This is a genomic window from Streptomyces sp. Ru73 (genome assembly GCF_002920575.1).
Classification (GTDB): domain Bacteria; phylum Actinomycetota; class Actinomycetes; order Streptomycetales; family Streptomycetaceae; genus Streptomyces.
This window is the reverse complement of the sequence record NZ_PQSQ01000028.1, coordinates 60,652-76,804: the sequence shown is the minus strand read 5'-3', so window position 1 is coordinate 76,804 and position 16,153 is coordinate 60,652. Positions and strand designations below refer to the sequence as shown.

Annotated in this window: 13 protein-coding genes; 2 read left to right on the top strand and 11 right to left on the bottom strand. The window is 73.7% G+C overall.

Annotation, left to right across the window (positions count from 1 at the left end; translation table 11 throughout):
- The 6 genes from C3486_RS15295 to C3486_RS15270 all read right to left on the bottom strand — a co-directional run.
- On the bottom strand, positions 1-794 hold a 794-nt coding region (locus C3486_RS15295; protein ID WP_103833239.1), incomplete at its 3' end, for a YafY family protein.
- Between the two features lie 255 nt (positions 795-1,049).
- Positions 1,050-3,722, bottom strand: a complete 2,673-nt coding sequence (aceE, locus tag C3486_RS15290; RefSeq protein ID WP_103833238.1) for a pyruvate dehydrogenase (acetyl-transferring), homodimeric type — start codon at positions 3,720-3,722, stop codon at positions 1,050-1,052.
- A 240-nt stretch (positions 3,723-3,962) separates the two neighbouring features.
- On the bottom strand, positions 3,963-4,586 hold the full coding sequence (locus tag C3486_RS15285) for a GntR family transcriptional regulator (RefSeq protein ID WP_103833237.1): 624 nt from the start codon (positions 4,584-4,586) through the stop codon (positions 3,963-3,965).
- A gap of 145 nt (positions 4,587-4,731) precedes the next feature.
- Positions 4,732-6,477: a 2-oxoglutarate dehydrogenase, E2 component, dihydrolipoamide succinyltransferase gene (gene sucB / locus C3486_RS15280; RefSeq protein ID WP_103833236.1), complete on the bottom strand. Its 1,746-nt coding sequence runs from the start codon at positions 6,475-6,477 to the stop codon at positions 4,732-4,734.
- 53 nt (positions 6,478-6,530) lie between these two features.
- Positions 6,531-7,919, bottom strand: coding sequence for a dihydrolipoyl dehydrogenase (lpdA, locus tag C3486_RS15275; protein ID WP_181138557.1), 1,389 nt, complete (start codon positions 7,917-7,919; stop codon positions 6,531-6,533).
- Positions 7,920-8,225: 306 nt separating this feature from the next.
- Positions 8,226-9,755, bottom strand: coding sequence for a leucyl aminopeptidase (locus C3486_RS15270; RefSeq protein WP_103833234.1), 1,530 nt, complete (start codon positions 9,753-9,755; stop codon positions 8,226-8,228).
- A 435-nt stretch (positions 9,756-10,190) separates the two neighbouring features.
- On the opposite strand from C3486_RS15270, the gene C3486_RS15260 reads away from it, so the two are divergent.
- Positions 10,191-10,973: an endo alpha-1,4 polygalactosaminidase gene (locus C3486_RS15260; protein WP_103833246.1), complete on the top strand. Its 783-nt coding sequence runs from the start codon at positions 10,191-10,193 to the stop codon at positions 10,971-10,973.
- A gap of 16 nt (positions 10,974-10,989) precedes the next feature.
- On the opposite strand, the gene C3486_RS15255 is transcribed toward C3486_RS15260, so the two are convergent.
- The 5 genes from C3486_RS15255 to C3486_RS15235 all read right to left on the bottom strand — a co-directional run bounded on the left by C3486_RS15255 (position 10,990) and on the right by C3486_RS15235 (position 15,727).
- Positions 10,990-11,907 carry an adenosylcobinamide-GDP ribazoletransferase gene (locus tag C3486_RS15255; protein WP_103833233.1) on the bottom strand — a complete coding sequence of 306 codons (918 nt, stop codon included), beginning with the start codon at positions 11,905-11,907 and terminating at the stop codon, positions 10,990-10,992.
- The gene (locus tag C3486_RS37275; RefSeq protein WP_258052792.1) at positions 11,904-12,575 is read right to left on the bottom strand and encodes a hypothetical protein; all 672 of its coding nucleotides are present in this window, start codon (positions 12,573-12,575) and stop codon (positions 11,904-11,906) included. The genes C3486_RS15255 and C3486_RS37275 overlap by 4 nt, the downstream gene beginning before the upstream one ends.
- Before the next feature lie 190 nt (positions 12,576-12,765).
- Positions 12,766-13,863: a nicotinate-nucleotide--dimethylbenzimidazole phosphoribosyltransferase gene (locus C3486_RS15245; RefSeq protein ID WP_103833232.1), complete on the bottom strand. Its 1,098-nt coding sequence runs from the start codon at positions 13,861-13,863 to the stop codon at positions 12,766-12,768.
- Between the two features lie 67 nt (positions 13,864-13,930).
- The gene (locus C3486_RS15240) at positions 13,931-14,422 is read right to left on the bottom strand and encodes a hypothetical protein (RefSeq protein ID WP_103833231.1); all 492 of its coding nucleotides are present in this window, start codon (positions 14,420-14,422) and stop codon (positions 13,931-13,933) included.
- Positions 14,423-14,485: 63 nt separating this feature from the next.
- Positions 14,486-15,727 carry a bifunctional adenosylcobinamide kinase/adenosylcobinamide-phosphate guanylyltransferase gene (locus tag C3486_RS15235; RefSeq protein WP_181138556.1) on the bottom strand — a complete coding sequence of 414 codons (1,242 nt, stop codon included), beginning with the start codon at positions 15,725-15,727 and terminating at the stop codon, positions 14,486-14,488.
- A 185-nt stretch (positions 15,728-15,912) separates the two neighbouring features.
- Here C3486_RS15235 and C3486_RS15230 point away from each other — a divergent pair, with 185 nt between their 5' ends.
- Positions 15,913-16,149 carry a hypothetical protein gene (locus tag C3486_RS15230; RefSeq protein ID WP_103833244.1) on the top strand — a complete coding sequence of 79 codons (237 nt, stop codon included), beginning with the start codon at positions 15,913-15,915 and terminating at the stop codon, positions 16,147-16,149.
- The last annotated feature ends 4 nt before the right edge of the window (positions 16,150-16,153 follow it).

The window sequence follows — 16,153 nt, the reverse complement described above, 5'->3', positions numbered from 1 at the left end:
GCGGGCGTGAGCCGTACGGTCACCTCGTCCCGCAGGATCGAGCGGGCGAACTGGGCGGCCCGCTCCTCCCAGAATGCGGGCAGGTCGAAGTCCGGGTCGCGGACGAAGCGGTCCTCGCCGGCGGCGACCGCACGGAACCGGTCTACGCGGTAGACCCGGAACTCCTCGCGCGCCTCCTGCCCGGCCCGCTGCGCACGGCCGCCGCTGCCGGCAGCGCCCCCGCCGCCGTCGGGCACCCGTGCCGCGAGGTACCACACGCCTGCCTTCAGGACGAGGCCGTACGGCTCCAGGACGCGGTCGACGTCGGTGTCCTTGCGGCCGTAGCGGGCGGTCAGTACGCGGTCGTCCCACACCGCCTCGGCGATCGCGGGCAGCAGCTCGGGGGTGCTCGGCTCGTGGTACCAGCCGGGCGCGTCCAGGTGGAAGCGCTGCGCTGCGCCGGTCGCGGCGTCCCGCAGCTCGGGGAGGAGGGCGGCCGACACCTTCAGCCGGGCGGCGGAGGCGGCGTCGGCCAGGCCCATCTCGCGCAGCGCGGCGGGCACGCCGGAGAGGAAGAGGACCTCGGCCTCGCTGCGGCCCAGGCCGGTGAGGCGGGTGCGGTACCCGCCGATGAGGCGGTAGCCGCCGGTACGGCCGCGGTCGGCGTAGACGGGAATGCCGGCCTCGGACAGGGAGAGGACGTCCCGGGCGACCGTGCGCTCCGAGACCTCCAGCTCGCGTGCCAGCTCGGCCCCCGTCATCGACGGCCGGGACTGGAGCAGCAGCACCATTTTGATCAGGCGGGCAGCGCGCATGCGGTCATCATGCCGCGCACCACCGACAGCCGGGCAGCTGCGCGCAGTCGGCGGCAGCGGCCCGGCCGGTGAAAGGGTTTCCCGTGCGGAGGTCCGGGCGCGGGTGGATTGCCTCCGCACGGGAGTTGGGGGCGTGCGGGCACGCGGCCCGCACGCGGGTGGGGCGGCGTCGGGGCTCCCTCACGGCCCCGGCGCCTGCCCCCGCCCCGCCGGTGCTCCCTCACGGCACCGGCCGGGCAGGTTGGCGTACGGCGCTTACAGGCCGTACTTCTCGGCGGCCTCCTTGACCGTCTCGGCCTTGACCTCGCCGCGCCGCGAGAGCGCCGCGAGCACCTGGACGACGACGGACTGCGGGTCGACGCCGAAGTAGCGGCGGGCGGCCTCGCGGGTGTCGGAGAGGCCGAAGCCGTCCGTGCCGATGGAGACCCAGTCCTGCTCGACCCAGGGGGCGATCTGGTCGGGCACGGCCCGCATCCAGTCGCTGACCGCGACGACCGGGCCCTCGGCACCGGCCAGCGCGCGGGTCACGTAGGGCACCCGGTCCTCGCCCTTCAGGCGCGCGGCGTCGCACTCCAGCGCGTCGCGGCGCAGCTCCGTCCAGGACGGCGCGGACCAGACGTCGGCCGCCACGTCCCACTCCTCGGCGAGGATGCGCTGTGCCTCGAGGGCCCAGTGGATCGCCGTACCCGAGGCCAGCAGCTGGGTCTTCGGGGCCTTGTCGGTGGCGCCCTCGGCCTGCTTGAAGCGGTACAGGCCCTTGAGGATGCCCTCCTCCACGCCCTCGGGCATGGCCGGCTGGACCTTGGTCTCGTTGTAGACCGTCAGGTAGTAGAAGACGTCCTCGGCGTTCTCGCCGTACATCCGGCGGAGGCCCTCCTTGACGATCACCGCGACCTCGTAGGCGAAGGCGGGGTCGTAAGAAATGGCGGCCGGGTTGGTGGAGGCGATGAGGTGCGAGTGGCCGTCGGCGTGCTGCAGGCCCTCGCCGGTCATCGTCGTACGGCCGGCGGTCGCGCCGATGACGAAACCGCGGCCGAGCTGGTCGGCGAGCGCCCAGAACTGGTCGGCGGTCCGCTGGAACCCGAACATCGAGTAGAAGATGTAGAACGGGATCATCGGCTCGCCGTGCGTGGCGTAGGCCGTGGCCGCGGCGGTGAAGTCGGCGAGCGCGCCGGCCTCGGTGATGCCCTCGTTCAGGATCTGACCGTTCTTGGCCTCCTTGTAGTACAGGAGCTGGTCACGGTCGACCGGGTCGTACGTCTGGCCCACGGGGGAGTAGAGGCCGGCGGACGGGAAGAGGGACTCCATGCCGAAGGTGCGGGCCTCGTCGGGGACGACGGGGACCCAGCGCTTGCCGGTCTCCTTGTCCCGCATCAGGTCCTTCACCAGGCGGACGAACGCCATGGTCGTGGCGATCTCCTGGCTGCCCGAGCCCTTTTTCAGCGCGTCGAACGCCTTCTCCGACGGCATCGGCAGCGGCTTCGGCGTGACCTTGCGGGCCGGGGCCGGGCCGTCGAGGGCCGCGCGGCGCTTGCGGAGGTACTCCATCTCGGGGGAGTCCTCGGCGGGGCGCCAGTACGGCACCGTGTCGCCTTCCAGCGCGCTGTCCGGGATGGGCAGCTCCAGGAGGTCGCGCATCGCGCGGAACTCCTCGCCGGTCAGCTTCTTCATCTGGTGGTTGGCGTTGCGGGACTCGAAGCCCGCACCGAGCGTGTAGCCCTTGACGGTCTGCGCCAGGATGACGGTCGGCGCGCCCTTGTGCTCGACGGCGGCCTTGTACGCGGCGTAGACCTTGCGCGGCTCGTGGCCGGCGCGGGAGGTCTGGAACAGCTCGATGATCTTGGCGTCGGACAGGCCCTGGCCGATGCGCTTCAGGGAGTCGTTCGCGCCGAAGAAGTGGTCGCGGATGTAGGCCGCGTCGCGGGTGGCGTACGTCTGGAACTGGGCGTCCGGGGTCTCGCGCAGGCGGCGGACCAGGGAGCCGTCGGTGTCCTGAGCGAAGACCGCGTCCCAGGCCCGGCCCCACAGGGACTTGATGACGTTCCAGCCGGCCGCGCGGAACTGGGCCTCCAGCTCCTGCACGATCTTGAAGTTCGGGCGGACCGGGCCGTCCAGGCGCTGCAGGTTGCAGTTGATGACGAAGGTGAGGTTGTCCAGACCCTCGCGCCCCGCCAGCGCCAGTGCGGCGGTCGACTCGGGCTCGTCCATCTCGCCGTCACCGAGGAACGCCCAGACGTGGGAGTTCGAGGTGTCCTTGATGCCGCGGTGCTCCAGGTAGCGGTTGAAGCGCGCCTGGTAGATCGCGGAGATCGGGCCGAGGCCCATGGAGACGGTGGGGAACTCCCACAGCCAGGGGAGGCGCCGCGGGTGCGGGTAGGAGGGCAGGCCCTCGCCGCCGGCCTCGCGGCGGAAGTGGTCGAGGTGGTCCTCGGTGAGCCGGCCTTCGAGGAAGGCACGGGCGTAGATGCCGGGGGAGGCGTGGCCCTGGATGTACAGCTGGTCGCCGGAGCCGTCGCCCTCCTTCCCGCGGAAGAAGTGCTGGAAGCCGGTCTCGTAGAGCCAGGCCGCCGACGCGAAGGTGGCGATGTGGCCGCCGAGACCGTCCTTGGAGCCGCGGGTCACCATGGCCGCCGCGTTCCAGCGGTTCCACGCGGTGATCCGGGCCTCCATCGCCTCGTCACCGGGGAACTCCGGCTCCTCGGCGGTGGGGATGGTGTTGACGTAGTCGCTCTCCAGGAGCTGGGGGAGCGCGCTGCCTTCGTTGCGCGCGGTGTGCTCCAGGGCGCGGCGCATCAGGTAGTCCGCGCGCTGGGGGCCCGCTGCCTTGGTGACGGCGTCGACGGACTCCCGCCACTCAGCCGTCTCCTGCGGATCCCTGTCCGGGAGCTGGTCGAGCTGGCTGTACGCGGGGCGTACGGGATCGGGCATGGATGGCCCCTTTCCGACGGAGGGAGGGAGGGTGCGAGGTCTTGCTGGCAGGCAGGGTGTCGCGCCCCGCTGACCGACGATACGCCCCTGATCGATGATCGATCAACGCTCCGCCGTGGAAAAACCGCAGGTCGGCACGGGGTGTCGCGGTTTTGGGCACCGCGTGCCAGCCTCAGATGAGCCCCCGGAGGCTCACTCCGCTACGCCCTCCCGTGCCGCTTTCCGGTCCCGCCGGCCCCCTCAGACGCGAGGTGCGCAGCTCAGGACGTGTGTCCGCAGGATTTCGCCGATCTTGGGGTCGCGCCGCCGGAACGCGTCCACGATCTCCTGGTGGTCCTGCGCGTGCGACCGCGGGTCCGGCGAGAACCACCGGATCGACAGTGTGGTCCACACCTCCACGCCCAGCGACTCCCAGGTGTGCAGCAGCACGTCGTTCCGCGCGGCCCGGACGATCTCCCGGTGGAAGGCCACGGTGTGCCGTACCTGCGCCTCGCCGTCTGCCGCCGCGTCCGCCGTGGTGAGCGCCGCCACCTCGCGCTCCAGGGCCGAGGTGTCGTCCGCCAGCCGGCCGGCCGCCAGCTCCGCCGCGACCTGCTCCAGGCCCGCGCGGACCGGGTAGCTCTCCTTGAGGTCGGCGGCGGTCAGGTTCCGTACGCGTACGCCCTTGTTCGGGGCCGACTCGATCAGCCGCAGGCTCTCCAGCTCGCGCAGCGCCTCCCGTACGGGCGTCTGGCTGACCTCCAGCTCCACCGCGATGCGCCGCTCGACGATCCGTTCGCCCGGCTGCCAGCGGCCGCTGACGATCCCCTCGAGGATGTGCTCGCGGATCTGCTCGCGCAGCGAGTGGACGACGGGTGGGGTCATGCGGGTGCTCCTTAGCGGCGGACGGGCCGGCGCACGGACGGGCAGGCCAACGGTTCATTATCTGCGCGGACGCAACGGGGGACGGCCCCGGTTCGCACGAACCGGGGCCGTCCCCTTCGTCACACCTGCTGAACGCGGGCCGGAATCAGAGGCCGATCTCGGTCTCGAACTCGGCGGCCTCCAGGATCTGCTTGACCGTGGTCAGGTAGCGGGCGGCGTCCGCGCCGTCCACCAGACGGTGGTCGTAGGAGAGCGACAGGTACGTCATGTGGCGGACCGCGATGGTCTCGCCCAGCTCCGGGTGGTCCACGACCACCGGACGCTTGACGGTGGCACCGATGCCCAGGATGGCGACCTGGTTCGGCGGCACGATGACCGTGTCGAACAGCGCACCGCGCGAACCGGTGTTGCTGATGGTGAAGGACGCACCCGACAGGTCGTCCGGGCTGATCTTGCTCTCGCGGACCTTGCCGGCCAGCTCGGCGGTCTTCTTCGCGATGCCCGCGATGTTGAGGTCACCGGCGCCCTTGATGACCGGGGTCATCAGGCCCTTCTCGTTGTCCACCGCGATTCCGACGTTCTCGGAGTCGAAGTAGGTGATGGTGCCCTCGTCCTCGTTGATCCGGGCGTTGATGACCGGGTGGGCCTTCAGCGCCTGGACGGCCGCCTTGACGAAGAACGGCATCGGGGACAGCTTCACGCCCTCACGGGCTGCGAAGGCGTCCTTGGCCTTGTTGCGCATCCGCATGATCTTGGTGACGTCCACCTCGACCACGGAGGTCAGCTGCGCCTGGCCGTGCAGGGCCTTCATCATGTTGTCGCCGATGACCTTGCGCATCCGCGGCATCTTGACGGTCTGGCCACGCAGCGGCGACGCCTCCAGGGCCGGAGCCTTGGACGCGGCGGCCGGAGCGGCGGCAGCAGCCGGAGCAGCGGTCTTCGCGGCCTCGGCGGCGGCGATGACGTCCTGCTTGCGGATGCGGCCACCGACGCCGGTGCCCTTGACCGAGCCGAGGTCCACGCCGTTCTCCTGGGCCAGCTTGCGGACCAGGGGGGTGACGTAGGCGCCGTCGGGCTCACCGGCCGGGGCGGCCGGGGTGACCGGGGCGGGCTGCGCGGCGGGGGCCGGAGCCGGAGCCGGGGCGGCCGGCTGCGGGGCCGGAGCGGGGGCCGGGGCCTCCTGCTTCGGCGCCTCCTGCTTGGGGGTCTCCTGCGGCGCGGGCTGCTCGGCGGCGGGGGCCGGAGCCGGGGCGGCGGGGGCCTCGGCCTGGGCCGGGGCAGCACCCTTCTCGCCGATGACGGCGAGCTTGGCGCCGACCTCGGCGGTCTCGTCCTCGCCCACCACGATCTCCAGCAGGGTGCCGGAGGCCGGGGCCGGGATCTCGGTGTCGACCTTGTCGGTGGAGACCTCGAGCAGCGGCTCGTCGGCCTCGACCTCCTCGCCGACCTCCTTCAGCCAGCGGGTGACGGTGCCCTCGGTGACCGACTCGCCCAGCGCGGGCAGCACGACGTCGGTACCGGAGGCGCCACCGGCCGGGGCGGCGGCGGGCTGCTCGGCCGGGGCCGGAGCGGCCTCGGCGGCGGGCTGCGGCTCGGGCTCGGCGGCCGGGGCCGGCTGCTCGGCGGCAGCGGGCTGCTCGGCCGGGGCGCCGGAGCCGTCGTCGATGATGGCCAGCTCGGCGCCGACCTCGACGGTCTCGTCCTCGGCGACCTTGATGGACGCCAGGACGCCGGCCGCGGGGGCGGGGATCTCGGTGTCGACCTTGTCGGTCGACACCTCCAGCAGGGGCTCGTCGGCCTCGACGCGCTCACCCTCGGCCTTCAGCCAGCGGGTGACGGTGCCCTCGGTGACGCTCTCGCCGAGCGCCGGAAGGGTTACGGAAACCGCCATGGTTCCAGTTGCTCCTAACGAATGGTGCGGATGTGGTCGCGCCCGGACTGGGGTCAGTCGTGGGAGTGGAGGGGCTTGCCGGCCAGCGCCAGGTGCGCCTCGCCGAGAGCCTCGTTCTGCGTGGGGTGCGCGTGGATCAGCTGCGCAACCTCGGCCGGCAGTGCCTCCCAGTTGTAGACCAGCTGGGCCTCGCCGACCTGCTCGCCCATACGGTCACCGACCATGTGGACGCCGACCACGGCACCGTCCTTGACCTGGACGAGCTTGATCTCGCCCGCGGTCTTGAGGATCTTGCTCTTGCCGTTGCCCGCGAGGTTGTACTTGAGAGCGACGACCTTGTCGGCGCCGTACAGCTCCTTGGCCTTGGCCTCGGTGATACCGACGGAGGCGACCTCCGGGTGGCAGTACGTCACGCGCGGCACGCCGTCGTAGTCGATCGGCACGGTCTTCAGGCCGGCCAGCCGCTCCGCCACCAGGATGCCCTCGGCGAAGCCGACGTGCGCGAGCTGGAGCGTGGGAACGAGGTCACCGACGGCGGAGATGGTCTCCACGTTCGTCCGCATGTACTCGTCGACGAGGACGTAGCCGCGGTCCATGGCGACCCCGGCCTCCTCGTAACCGAGCCCCTGCGAGACCGGGCCGCGGCCGATCGCGACCAGGAGCACCTCGGCCTCGAAGGTCTTGCCGTCGGCGAGGGTGACCTTGACGCCGTTCTCGGTGTACTCGGCCTTCTCGAAGAAGGTGCCGAGGTTGAACTTGATGCCCCGCTTGCGGAAGGCGCGCTCCAGCAGCTTGGAGCTGTTCTCGTCCTCGACCGGGACGAGGTGCTTCAGGCCCTCGATCACGGTGACGTCGGTCCCGAAGGACTTCCACGCCGAGGCGAACTCGACGCCGATGACGCCGCCGCCCAGGATGATCGCGGACTCCGGCACCCGGTCCAGCTTCAGCGCGTGGTCCGAGGAGATGATGCGGTTGCCGTCGATCTCCAGACCCGGCAGCGACTTCGGCACGGAGCCGGTCGCCAGCAGGATGTGGCGGCCCTCGACGCGCTGGCCGTTCACGTCGACGGAGGTGGGGGAGGACAGCCGGCCCTCGCCCTCGATGTAGGTCACCTTGCGGGAGGCGACCAGACCCTGCAGGCCCTTGTACAGGCCCGAGATCACGTCGTCCTTGTACTTGTGGACACCCTCGATGTCGATGCCCTCGAAGGAGGTCTTGACACCGAACTGGGCGGCCTCACGGGCCTGGTCCGCGATCTCACCGGCGTGCAGCAGCGCCTTGGTGGGAATGCAGCCGTTGTGCAGGCAGGTGCCGCCGAGCTTGTTCTTCTCGATCAGGGCGACGTCCAGGCCGAGCTGCGCCCCGCGCAGGGCAGCCGCGTAGCCGCCGCTACCGCCTCCGAGAATCACTAGGTCGAAAACGGTGCTGGCGTCGTTCGCCACGTCACGTCCTCCATGCATGGGTACGCCGGAGCCGGTCTCCGATGACCGGACGGCGGCTGTTGTTCGGCCGCTTGGTTCTTCGGCCCTTGGTAAGGGGGGCCCTGTCCTGCCAGGGCCCATCTTCGCACTTGTTGAACACGGACGGGACGGCGGGCCGGGCTCAGGACCCGCCGATCGGCTGCCCGGACCGCGTACCCGGCCGCACGACCGTACGGATTTCGTCGAGAGCGAACACCGCGGCCCGGGCGCACCCGAGGCCCCGGGCGGCACGCCCGGGACCTCGTGGTTCAGTGCCTGCGCCGCAGGTCAGAGCAGGTCGCCCGCCGCGGTGCGCTCGGCGAGCCGGACCAGCGTGCGGACGGCCGAGCCGGTGCCGCCCTTGGGGGTGTAGCCGTACGGGGCGCCCTCGTGGAAGGCCGGGCCCGCGATGTCCAGGTGTGCCCAGGCGATGCCCTCGCCCACGAACTCCTTCAGGAAGACGCCGGCCAGCAGGCCGCCGCCCATCCGCTCACCGATGTTCTTGAGGTCGGCGACCGGGGAGTCCAGGGTCTTGCGCAGCTCGGCCGGCATCGGCATCGGCCAGGACTCCTCGCCGACCTCCTCCGCGATCTCGTGGATCGCGGTGCGGTAGGCGTCGTCGTTGGCCATGATGCCGAAGGTGCGGTTGCCCAGGGCCACCACCATCGCGCCGGTCAGCGTGGCCACGTCCACGATGGCGTCCGGCCGCTCCTCCGAGGCGCGGGTGATCGCGTCGGCCAGCACCAGCCGGCCCTCGGCGTCGGTGTTCAGGACCTCGACGGTCTTGCCGCTGTACATGGTCAGCACGTCGCCGGGGCGGGTGGCCGAACCGGACGGCATGTTCTCGGCGAGCGCGAGCCAGCCGGTGACGTTGACCGGGAGGTCCAGCCGGGCCGCGGTGACGACGGCGGCGAACACGGCGGCGGCACCGCTCATGTCGCACTTCATCGTCTCGTTGTGACCGGCCGGCTTCAGGGAGATGCCGCCCGAGTCGTAGGTGATGCCCTTGCCGACCAGCGCGAGGTGCTTCTTCGCCTTGGTGTGGGTGTGGCTGATCTTCACGAGGCGGGGCGGGTTCTCCGAGCCCTGACCGACGCCCATGAGGCCGCCGTAGCCGCCCTTCTTCAGTGCCTTCTCGTCCAGCACCTCGACCTTGAGGCCGTGCTCCTTGCCCGCGGCCTGCGCCTGCGCGGCGAAGGACTTGGGGGTCAGGTCGTTGGACGGGGTGTTGATCAGGTCGCGGGCGCGGTTGACCTCGGCGGCCAGGGCCTGCGCGCGCTCGGCGGCGGCCTTGTGGGCCTTGTCGCGCGGCTTCGCGCCGAGCACGGCCACCTCGGCCAGCGGCGCGGACTTGTCGGCCGCGCCCTTCTTGGCGTCGCCGTTGTTGCGGTACGCGGTGAAGCTGTAGGCGCCCAGCAGCGCGCCCTCGGCGACCGCGGCGACCGCGGCGGCGTCCTCGACCGGCAGCGCGAAGGCGCCCTTCTTGGAACCGGTCAGCGCGCGCGAGGCGGCACCTGCGGCGCGGCGCAGCGCCTCGTGGTCGTAACCCTCGCCCTTGGCCGGGGCGTCTCCCAGGCCGGTCACCAGCACGACCGGCGCCTTGAGCCCGCCGGCCGCCGGGACCTTGGTCACCTCGCCCTCGGCCCCGCTCGCGCCCAGGGTCTCCAGGACGTCGGCCAGCTTGCCGTCGAAGGCCGCGTCCACGGCCTCGGCGCCGGGTGCCAGGACGGGGCCGTTGTCACCCTTGGCCAGGCCGACGACAACGGCGTCCGCACGCAGCGTCGCGGCGGAAGAAGTACTGAGGGTCAGTGCAGTCACGGTATTGAAGGTCCTGTTCCGTCCGGGGAAACTATGGGCGCTCGTGGCGCCGCTGGCGCTGAGCCTACGCTCGGGTGCCCCGCCCGGTCCCGCACGATGCCATACCGGTTCCCCCGGCTGACCGGTCGAAATGCCCCCTCTCCCGGCGAACTCCCCAATTTTTACTGTTACTTGGGCGGATTCCGGGTGCCGCGGCGGATTCCTCCGCAGGGCGGCGCAGGGCGGCGCGGGGCCGCGCGGGCAACCGTCCGCCGCCGGTCACCGTCCACCAGTGCGGGCGCGCGCCCGCACGCCCCGCTGGCACACCAGGAAAGTCGAGACCCCTCAGTGGAACGACCGGCAACCGACCGCAGACCCCGCCCCTCCCGGCCCCGCCGCTTCCTCCCGGGGCGGCGCGGCACCCGCCGGGCACCTCTCCTCCCCGTCGCCGCGGGGCTGGTGCTGGCCCTCGTGACGGCCTGCGGCGCTGCCCCCTCCGGGGACGGCAGCGGCGGCAGCGGTACGGCCCGGCCGGCGGGGGAGCGGTGGCAGCCGAAGCCCGGTACGGACTGGCAGTGGCAGCTGAGCGGCCGGCTCGACCGCGGCGTCGACGCGCCCGTCTACGACATCGAGGGCTTCGACCACACCAAGGAGACCGTCGCCGGCCTGCACCGCGACGGACGCAAGGTCATCTGCTACCTCAGCGTCGGCGCCTGGGAGGACTGGCGGCCGGACGCCGGTGACTTCCCGAAGTCCGTCATCGGCCGGTCCAACGGCTGGAAGGGCGAGCGCTGGCTGGACGTCCGGCGGCGGGACGTGCTGGAGCCGCTGCTCGCGAAGCGGTTCGACATGTGCCGTGACAAGGGCTTCGACGCGGTCGAGCCGGACAACGTCGACGGGTACGCGAACCGCTCAGGCTTCCCGCTGACCGCCGCCGACCAGCTGGCGTTCAACCGCATGGTGGCCCGCCTCGCGCACGAGCGCGGCATGGCCGTCGGCCTGAAGAACGACCTCGGCCAGATCCCCGAGCTGGTGGACGACTTCGACTTCGCGGTGAACGAGCAGTGCGCGCAGTACGGCGAGTGCGGCCGGCTCACGCCGTTCGTCCGCGCCGGCAAGGCCGTCTTCCACGTGGAGTACGAGCTGTCGCCGGACCGCTTCTGCGCCACCTCCCGGAAGCTGAAGCTCAGCTCGCTGGAGAAGAAGTACGACCTCACGGCCTGGCGGCGGACCTGCTGACCGGCCGAGCCGGGCGTCAGCCGAGGGTCAGCACCACCACGGTCACCAGCCCGGCCGTCTCCGCGAGCCCGCCGAACACATCGCCCGTCACCCCGCCGAACCGCCGCCGGCAGTGCCGCAGCAGCAGCTCGGCGGCGCCGAGGCCGAGGAGCACGGCGAGCGCGGCGTGCAGCGCGCCGTAGAGGCCGCCGCCGGCGTCCCCGAACAGCAGCGCGCCGTACGGGCTGCTGCCCGGGCTGCCGTACGGCAGCCCGCCGAGCGCCGCCGCCAGCAGGGTCACCAGCGCCGTCACGGTCAGGGCCGCGCGGCGCGGCACGGTGCCCGCGACCGCGGCGCCCAGGCCCTCGGGGCGCGCCGCCGGCACGTCCGTGCGGGAGGCGAGGGTCAGCGCCGTACGGGCGGCCGCCGCACCGGCCACCGCGGCGACGGCGCCGCGCGCCCAGCCGTCCGCGTACAGGTCCGCCAGCGCAGCGACCTGCGCGAGCAGCGCCAGGAGCAGCACGATCACGCCGAACGGGCCGATGTCGGACTGCTTCATGATGCGCAGCGCCTCCGCCGCCGGCTTGCCGCTGCCCAGGCCGTCGGCGGTGTCCGCGAGCCCGTCCAGGTGCAGCCCGCGGGTGAGCGCGGCGGGCACCGCGACCGTGCCCACGGCCGCCAGCAGCGGGCCGCCGCCCAGCAGGAGCAGGACCGTGCCGAGCGCCGCCGCGCACACCCCGACGACCAGCCCGGCGAGGGGCGCGCAGAGCATCCCGCCGCGGGCCGTGGCCCGGTCCCAGCGGGTCAGCCGTACGGGCAGCACGGTCAGCGTGCCGAAGGCGAAGCGCAGCGCGTCGGCGGTGGCCGGCGGCCCGGCGGGGGCACCGGACGGGCCGGGCGCGGAAGCCGCGGAAGGATCGGAGGGGCCGGCGGGGTCGGCGGGGGCGTCACTCACCGCGGCAGGCTAACCCGCGGCCACCGCGCCCAGGCGGCCCGGGCCTCCGCCACTGCGCAGCCCGCCAGCACCGCGATGATGGCCGCCAGGTGCTCCTTGCCCGCCAGGTTGGGCGCGACGGCGGCCTCGGCGGCCATCGCGGCCACCACCAGCGCGCCGGTCGTCCACGCCCGGTACCGCCAGCACACCGCCACCGCGAGGCCGACCACGGCCGCCGAAGGGCCCGCGTCGACCACCCAGCCGTCCCCGGGCGGCAGCCCGAACGGCACGTCAGGGCCGAGGGCCACGCCCAGCCGCGCGTACAGCGTCCCGGCGAGCGAGGCGGCGTACGCGATGAGCAGCGTGCGGCGCCGTCCCAGCACCGCCTCGGCGATCCCGAAGACCACCAGGATCTGGGCCAGCGCGCCCCAGACCGGCAGGTCCAGGGCCGGTACGAACAGCGACAGCGGCGTGCGCAGCAGCCCGGTCCACAGCGGCTCGCCCGCGCGGACGGCGCCGAGCCGCTGGACGGCCTCGTACCCCCAGGGCTGGTGCTGCGCGAACTGGCAGAACGCGGTGAGGGCCAGCGCGGTGAGCGTCATCGGGACCGCCCGCGGCACTCCGGCGCGGAACGCGGGCCGCAGTGCGGCCAGCAGCGGCCCCCACTCCGCGCGCACGGCGCGGTTCACATGATCACGTATGAGCGGGTCGACGGTGCACCACCGGGGCGAGGCGTGGGGGCGGCACCTCCCCTTCGGGCGGTACCGGGTCCGCGCCGGCCGCGCCGACCGTGTGACTAGACCGGTGCACACGGCAAGAGGTTGAGTGCACCGCCCGTGATCTACGCCTCTGCCCCGGTTTGCGGCCCGGACCGGCGGCTCAGCCGTCCGCGGAGTCTGCCCCTTCGACGGCCGGCCCCTCGCCGTCCTGGTCCTCGCGCACCGGCAGCTCGGCCGCCAGCGAGGCCGCCGCCTGCACCAGCGGCAGCGCCAGCAGCGCGCCGGTGCCCTCGCCGGCCGTGACGCCGTGGTCGAGCAGCGGCGTCAGTGCGATCCGGTCCAGCGCCTTGCCCTGCGCCGGCTCGCCGCTGGCCTGCCCGGCCAGCCACCAGTCCGGCGCCCGGAACGCGATCCGCTGCGCCACCAGCGCGCAGGCCGCCGAGACCACGCCGTCCAGGATCACCGGCGTCCGGCGCACCGCGCTCTGCAGCAGGAAGCCGGTGGCCGCGGTCAGGTCGGCGCCCGCGACCGTGGCCAGCAGCGCGAGCTGGTCGCCGAGGACCGGCCGGGCCCGGCGCAGCGCGTCCCGCACGGCCGCGCACTTGCGCATCCAGGCCAGGTCGTCGATGCTGGCGCCGCCGCGCCCGGTGACCACCGAGGCGTCGGTGCCGCACAGCGCGGCGATCAGCGTGCCCGCCGCCGTGGTGCCGCCCACGCTCAGGTCGCCCAGCACCACCAGGTCCGTACCGGCGTCCGCCTCCTCGTCGGCGATGGCCATGCCCGCGCGGAACGCCTGCTCGGCCTCGTCCGCCGTCAGCGCGTCCTCGACGTCGATCCGGCCCGAGCCGCGCCGCACCCGGTGCCGGGTGACGTCCTCGGGCAGCTCGCCGGGGTCGCAGTCCAGCGCCATGTCGACCACGCGCGGCGCGGCACCGAACCGGCGCGCCAGCACCGCCGCCGGGCTCGTCCCGTCCAGCACCGCGCGCACCAGGTCCACGGCGCTGCCCGCGGGCCGCCCCGAGACGCCCAGCCCGGCCACCCCGTGGTCGCCCGCGAACAGCACCGTGCTGACGCGGTCCAGGGGGCGGACCGGAACCTGCTGCTGCACGGCGGCCAGCCAGTCGCCCAGCTCGTCGAGGCGGCCGAGCGCGGCCGGCTGCACGAAGCGGCGCTCCCGCCGCTCCTCGGCATCCCGGCGCCGGCCGCCGTCGGGGCGCTCGATCAGGTTCGCGAAGTCATCGAGGTTCAGGGCGCTCATTCGGCGCAGGTTACCGGGAACGCGCCCCTCGGTGCGCGGTCGGCCGGTACCGGGGGCACGCGCGGCCTCAGAAGCGGAATTCGGTGAGGGCCGGCGCGGTGGCCGGCGGGAAGAGGGAGGCGCGCCGGGACCGCCCGCCGGCCACGCCGCGGCGCCGGAGCGGCGCGTCCAGCAGCAGCGTCGCGCCGGGCAGCCGACGGGCGCACAGCGCGCACAGGTCGTGCAGCGCGTCGGACGCGGGCGGCGGCCCGAAGGCGAGGACCAGGACGCCGAGCGCGGGGCGGGTCACGGCGGCGGGCCAGTGGGGCCCGGCGGGCCGTCCGGTGAGGGTGCGCCACCGCGGCCCGTCCGGCAGCAGCATCCGGCGCAGCGCGGCCGTCGCCGGCTCCTCGACGGTCAGCCAGCGCAACTGCCCGTTGTCCACCCGCCAGAAGCCGGTGTCCAGGCCCTCGCCGAGCGCCACCACCGTGGCCAGCGGGCGGTCCCGCAGGTAGCGGCGTACCGCGGCGTCGAAGCGGCCGTCAGGAGGCGGTGCCGTGCCGCCGGAGGACGGGGTCATGCCGTCAGGTGACGGCACGCGCGCCCGCCGGGCAAGGCGGACACGGCCGGTGCCCGCGCGCGTTCACCCGCGCAGCGCAAGCGCCTGGCCCGCGACGACCAGCAGGACGTGCTCGCACTCGGCGGCGAACCGGGCGTTCAGGCGGCCCAGTTCGTCCCGGAAGCGGCGTCCGGCCGGCGTCGCGGGCACCACCCCGGAGCCGACCTCGTTGCTGACCGCGACCAGCGGCCTGCGGGTGGCGCGCACGGCGGCCACCAGCTCGTCCACCCGCGCGTGCAGGGCCCGTTCGCCGCCGTTGGCCCAGGTCTCGTCGTCCCAGGCGCCCACCTCGTCCATGGCGTGCGTGAGCCACAGGGACAGGCAGTCGATCAGCAGTGGGGAGGCGGCGGTCTTCTCCGTCTCGCCGGGGCCGTCACCGTCCTCCTCCTCGCCGGCCAGCAGGGGGACCAGGTCGCAGGTCTCGGCGGTCCGCCAGGAGGCCGGGCGGCGCTCGCGGTGCGCCGTGACCCGCGCCGCCCACTCCGTGTCCCCGTCCCGCAGCCCGCCGGTCGCGACGTACAGCACGTCGGGGAAGGCCGCGAGCCGCCGTTCGGCCTCGACGGACTTGCCGCTGCGCGCGCCGCCCAGCACCAGCGTCCTGCGCGGCAGGTCGGGCACCGCGTGGTACTCGCCGACCAGGAGCGACGTGCCGTCCGGCACCGCGCGGGCGCCCACGGCGGCCAGCCGCCGGTGCAGCTCCTCGCCGGGCGGGGTGTCGTGGCCGATGTGCACCGCGATCACGTCGGTCGCCGCGTCCACCGCGCCGTTCGCCCGCAGCCTGGCCAGCGCGTCCGGCCGCCCCAGCACGTCCAGCACGACCATCTCGTACGGTCCCTTGCCCTCCGAGGCGCCGGCGGGGGCTGCCCCGGGCGGCAGGTACAGCAGCCGCTCGCCGTACGGGCCGCCGATCTCGTACCCGGTGCCCGGCACGTCCACCGCGACGGCCCGCACCCGGTGCCCGTCCAGCAGGGCCAGCTCCCGGCCGTCCGCGACCCGGCCCGGCTGGGGGAGTCCGGTGGGCACCTCGACGGCGGGTCCCTCGTGCGGGTGTGTCAGCAGCACCTGCCGCACCCCCGTGAGCGACTGCCCGGCGCGGGCCGCGGCGAAGGCGGCGCCCGGGGTGAGGTCGAGGAGGAGCGCGCCGTCCAGGAGCAGCGCGGTGGCCGCCCGCGCCGCGTCGCCCGTGGCGCCCGCACAGGAGGCGCAGGGGCAGCCGGGCCGGGGCAGGCCGTCGGGGGCTCCGGTGCCGAGCAGTGTCAGTTCCACGCGCCGATTTTCTCCTGTCCCCGGCTCCCGGGCGCGCGGGGGGACGTCTCGACACGGCCGTTAGGCTGCTGATCGTTATGGCAGCAGTACCAACCGGACATGACACCTGAGCAGCGAAACAGGGCATGACCACTGCACGGCACCAGCACGAGCACACACGTACCCGGTGGGACCAGGAGGCGGACATGGCGTGGACGTGGCGGTTCGAGAAGGCCGACGGTACGGAGGCGGCTCCGGGCACGGACCCGGAGGACTTCACCACGCAGGGGGACGCGGAGTCCTGGATCGGCGAGGAGTGGAAGTCGCTCCTGGACTGCGGCGTCGACCAGGTGACCCTGCTGGAGGACGGCGCGAAGGTCTACGGCCCGATGAGCCTGCACGCCGATGAGGGCGGCGAGGGCGCGGAGGCAGCGGAGGGCTGAGCAC

Bases quoted from the DNA above. Each gene is read 5' to 3' on its own strand.
- C3486_RS15230 (WP_103833244.1), top strand. From the start codon at position 15,913: ATGGCGTGGACGTGGCGGTTCGAGAAGGCCGACGGTACGGAGGCGGCT.
- C3486_RS15240 (WP_103833231.1), bottom strand. From the start codon at position 14,422: ATGACCCCGTCCTCCGGCGGCACGGCACCGCCTCCTGACGGCCGCTTC.
- C3486_RS15245 (WP_103833232.1), bottom strand. From the start codon at position 13,863: ATGAGCGCCCTGAACCTCGATGACTTCGCGAACCTGATCGAGCGCCCC.
- sucB (WP_103833236.1), bottom strand. From the start codon at position 6,477: ATGGCGGTTTCCGTAACCCTTCCGGCGCTCGGCGAGAGCGTCACCGAG.
- aceE (WP_103833238.1), bottom strand. From the start codon at position 3,722: ATGCCCGATCCCGTACGCCCCGCGTACAGCCAGCTCGACCAGCTCCCG.
- C3486_RS15285 (WP_103833237.1), bottom strand. From the start codon at position 4,586: ATGACCCCACCCGTCGTCCACTCGCTGCGCGAGCAGATCCGCGAGCAC.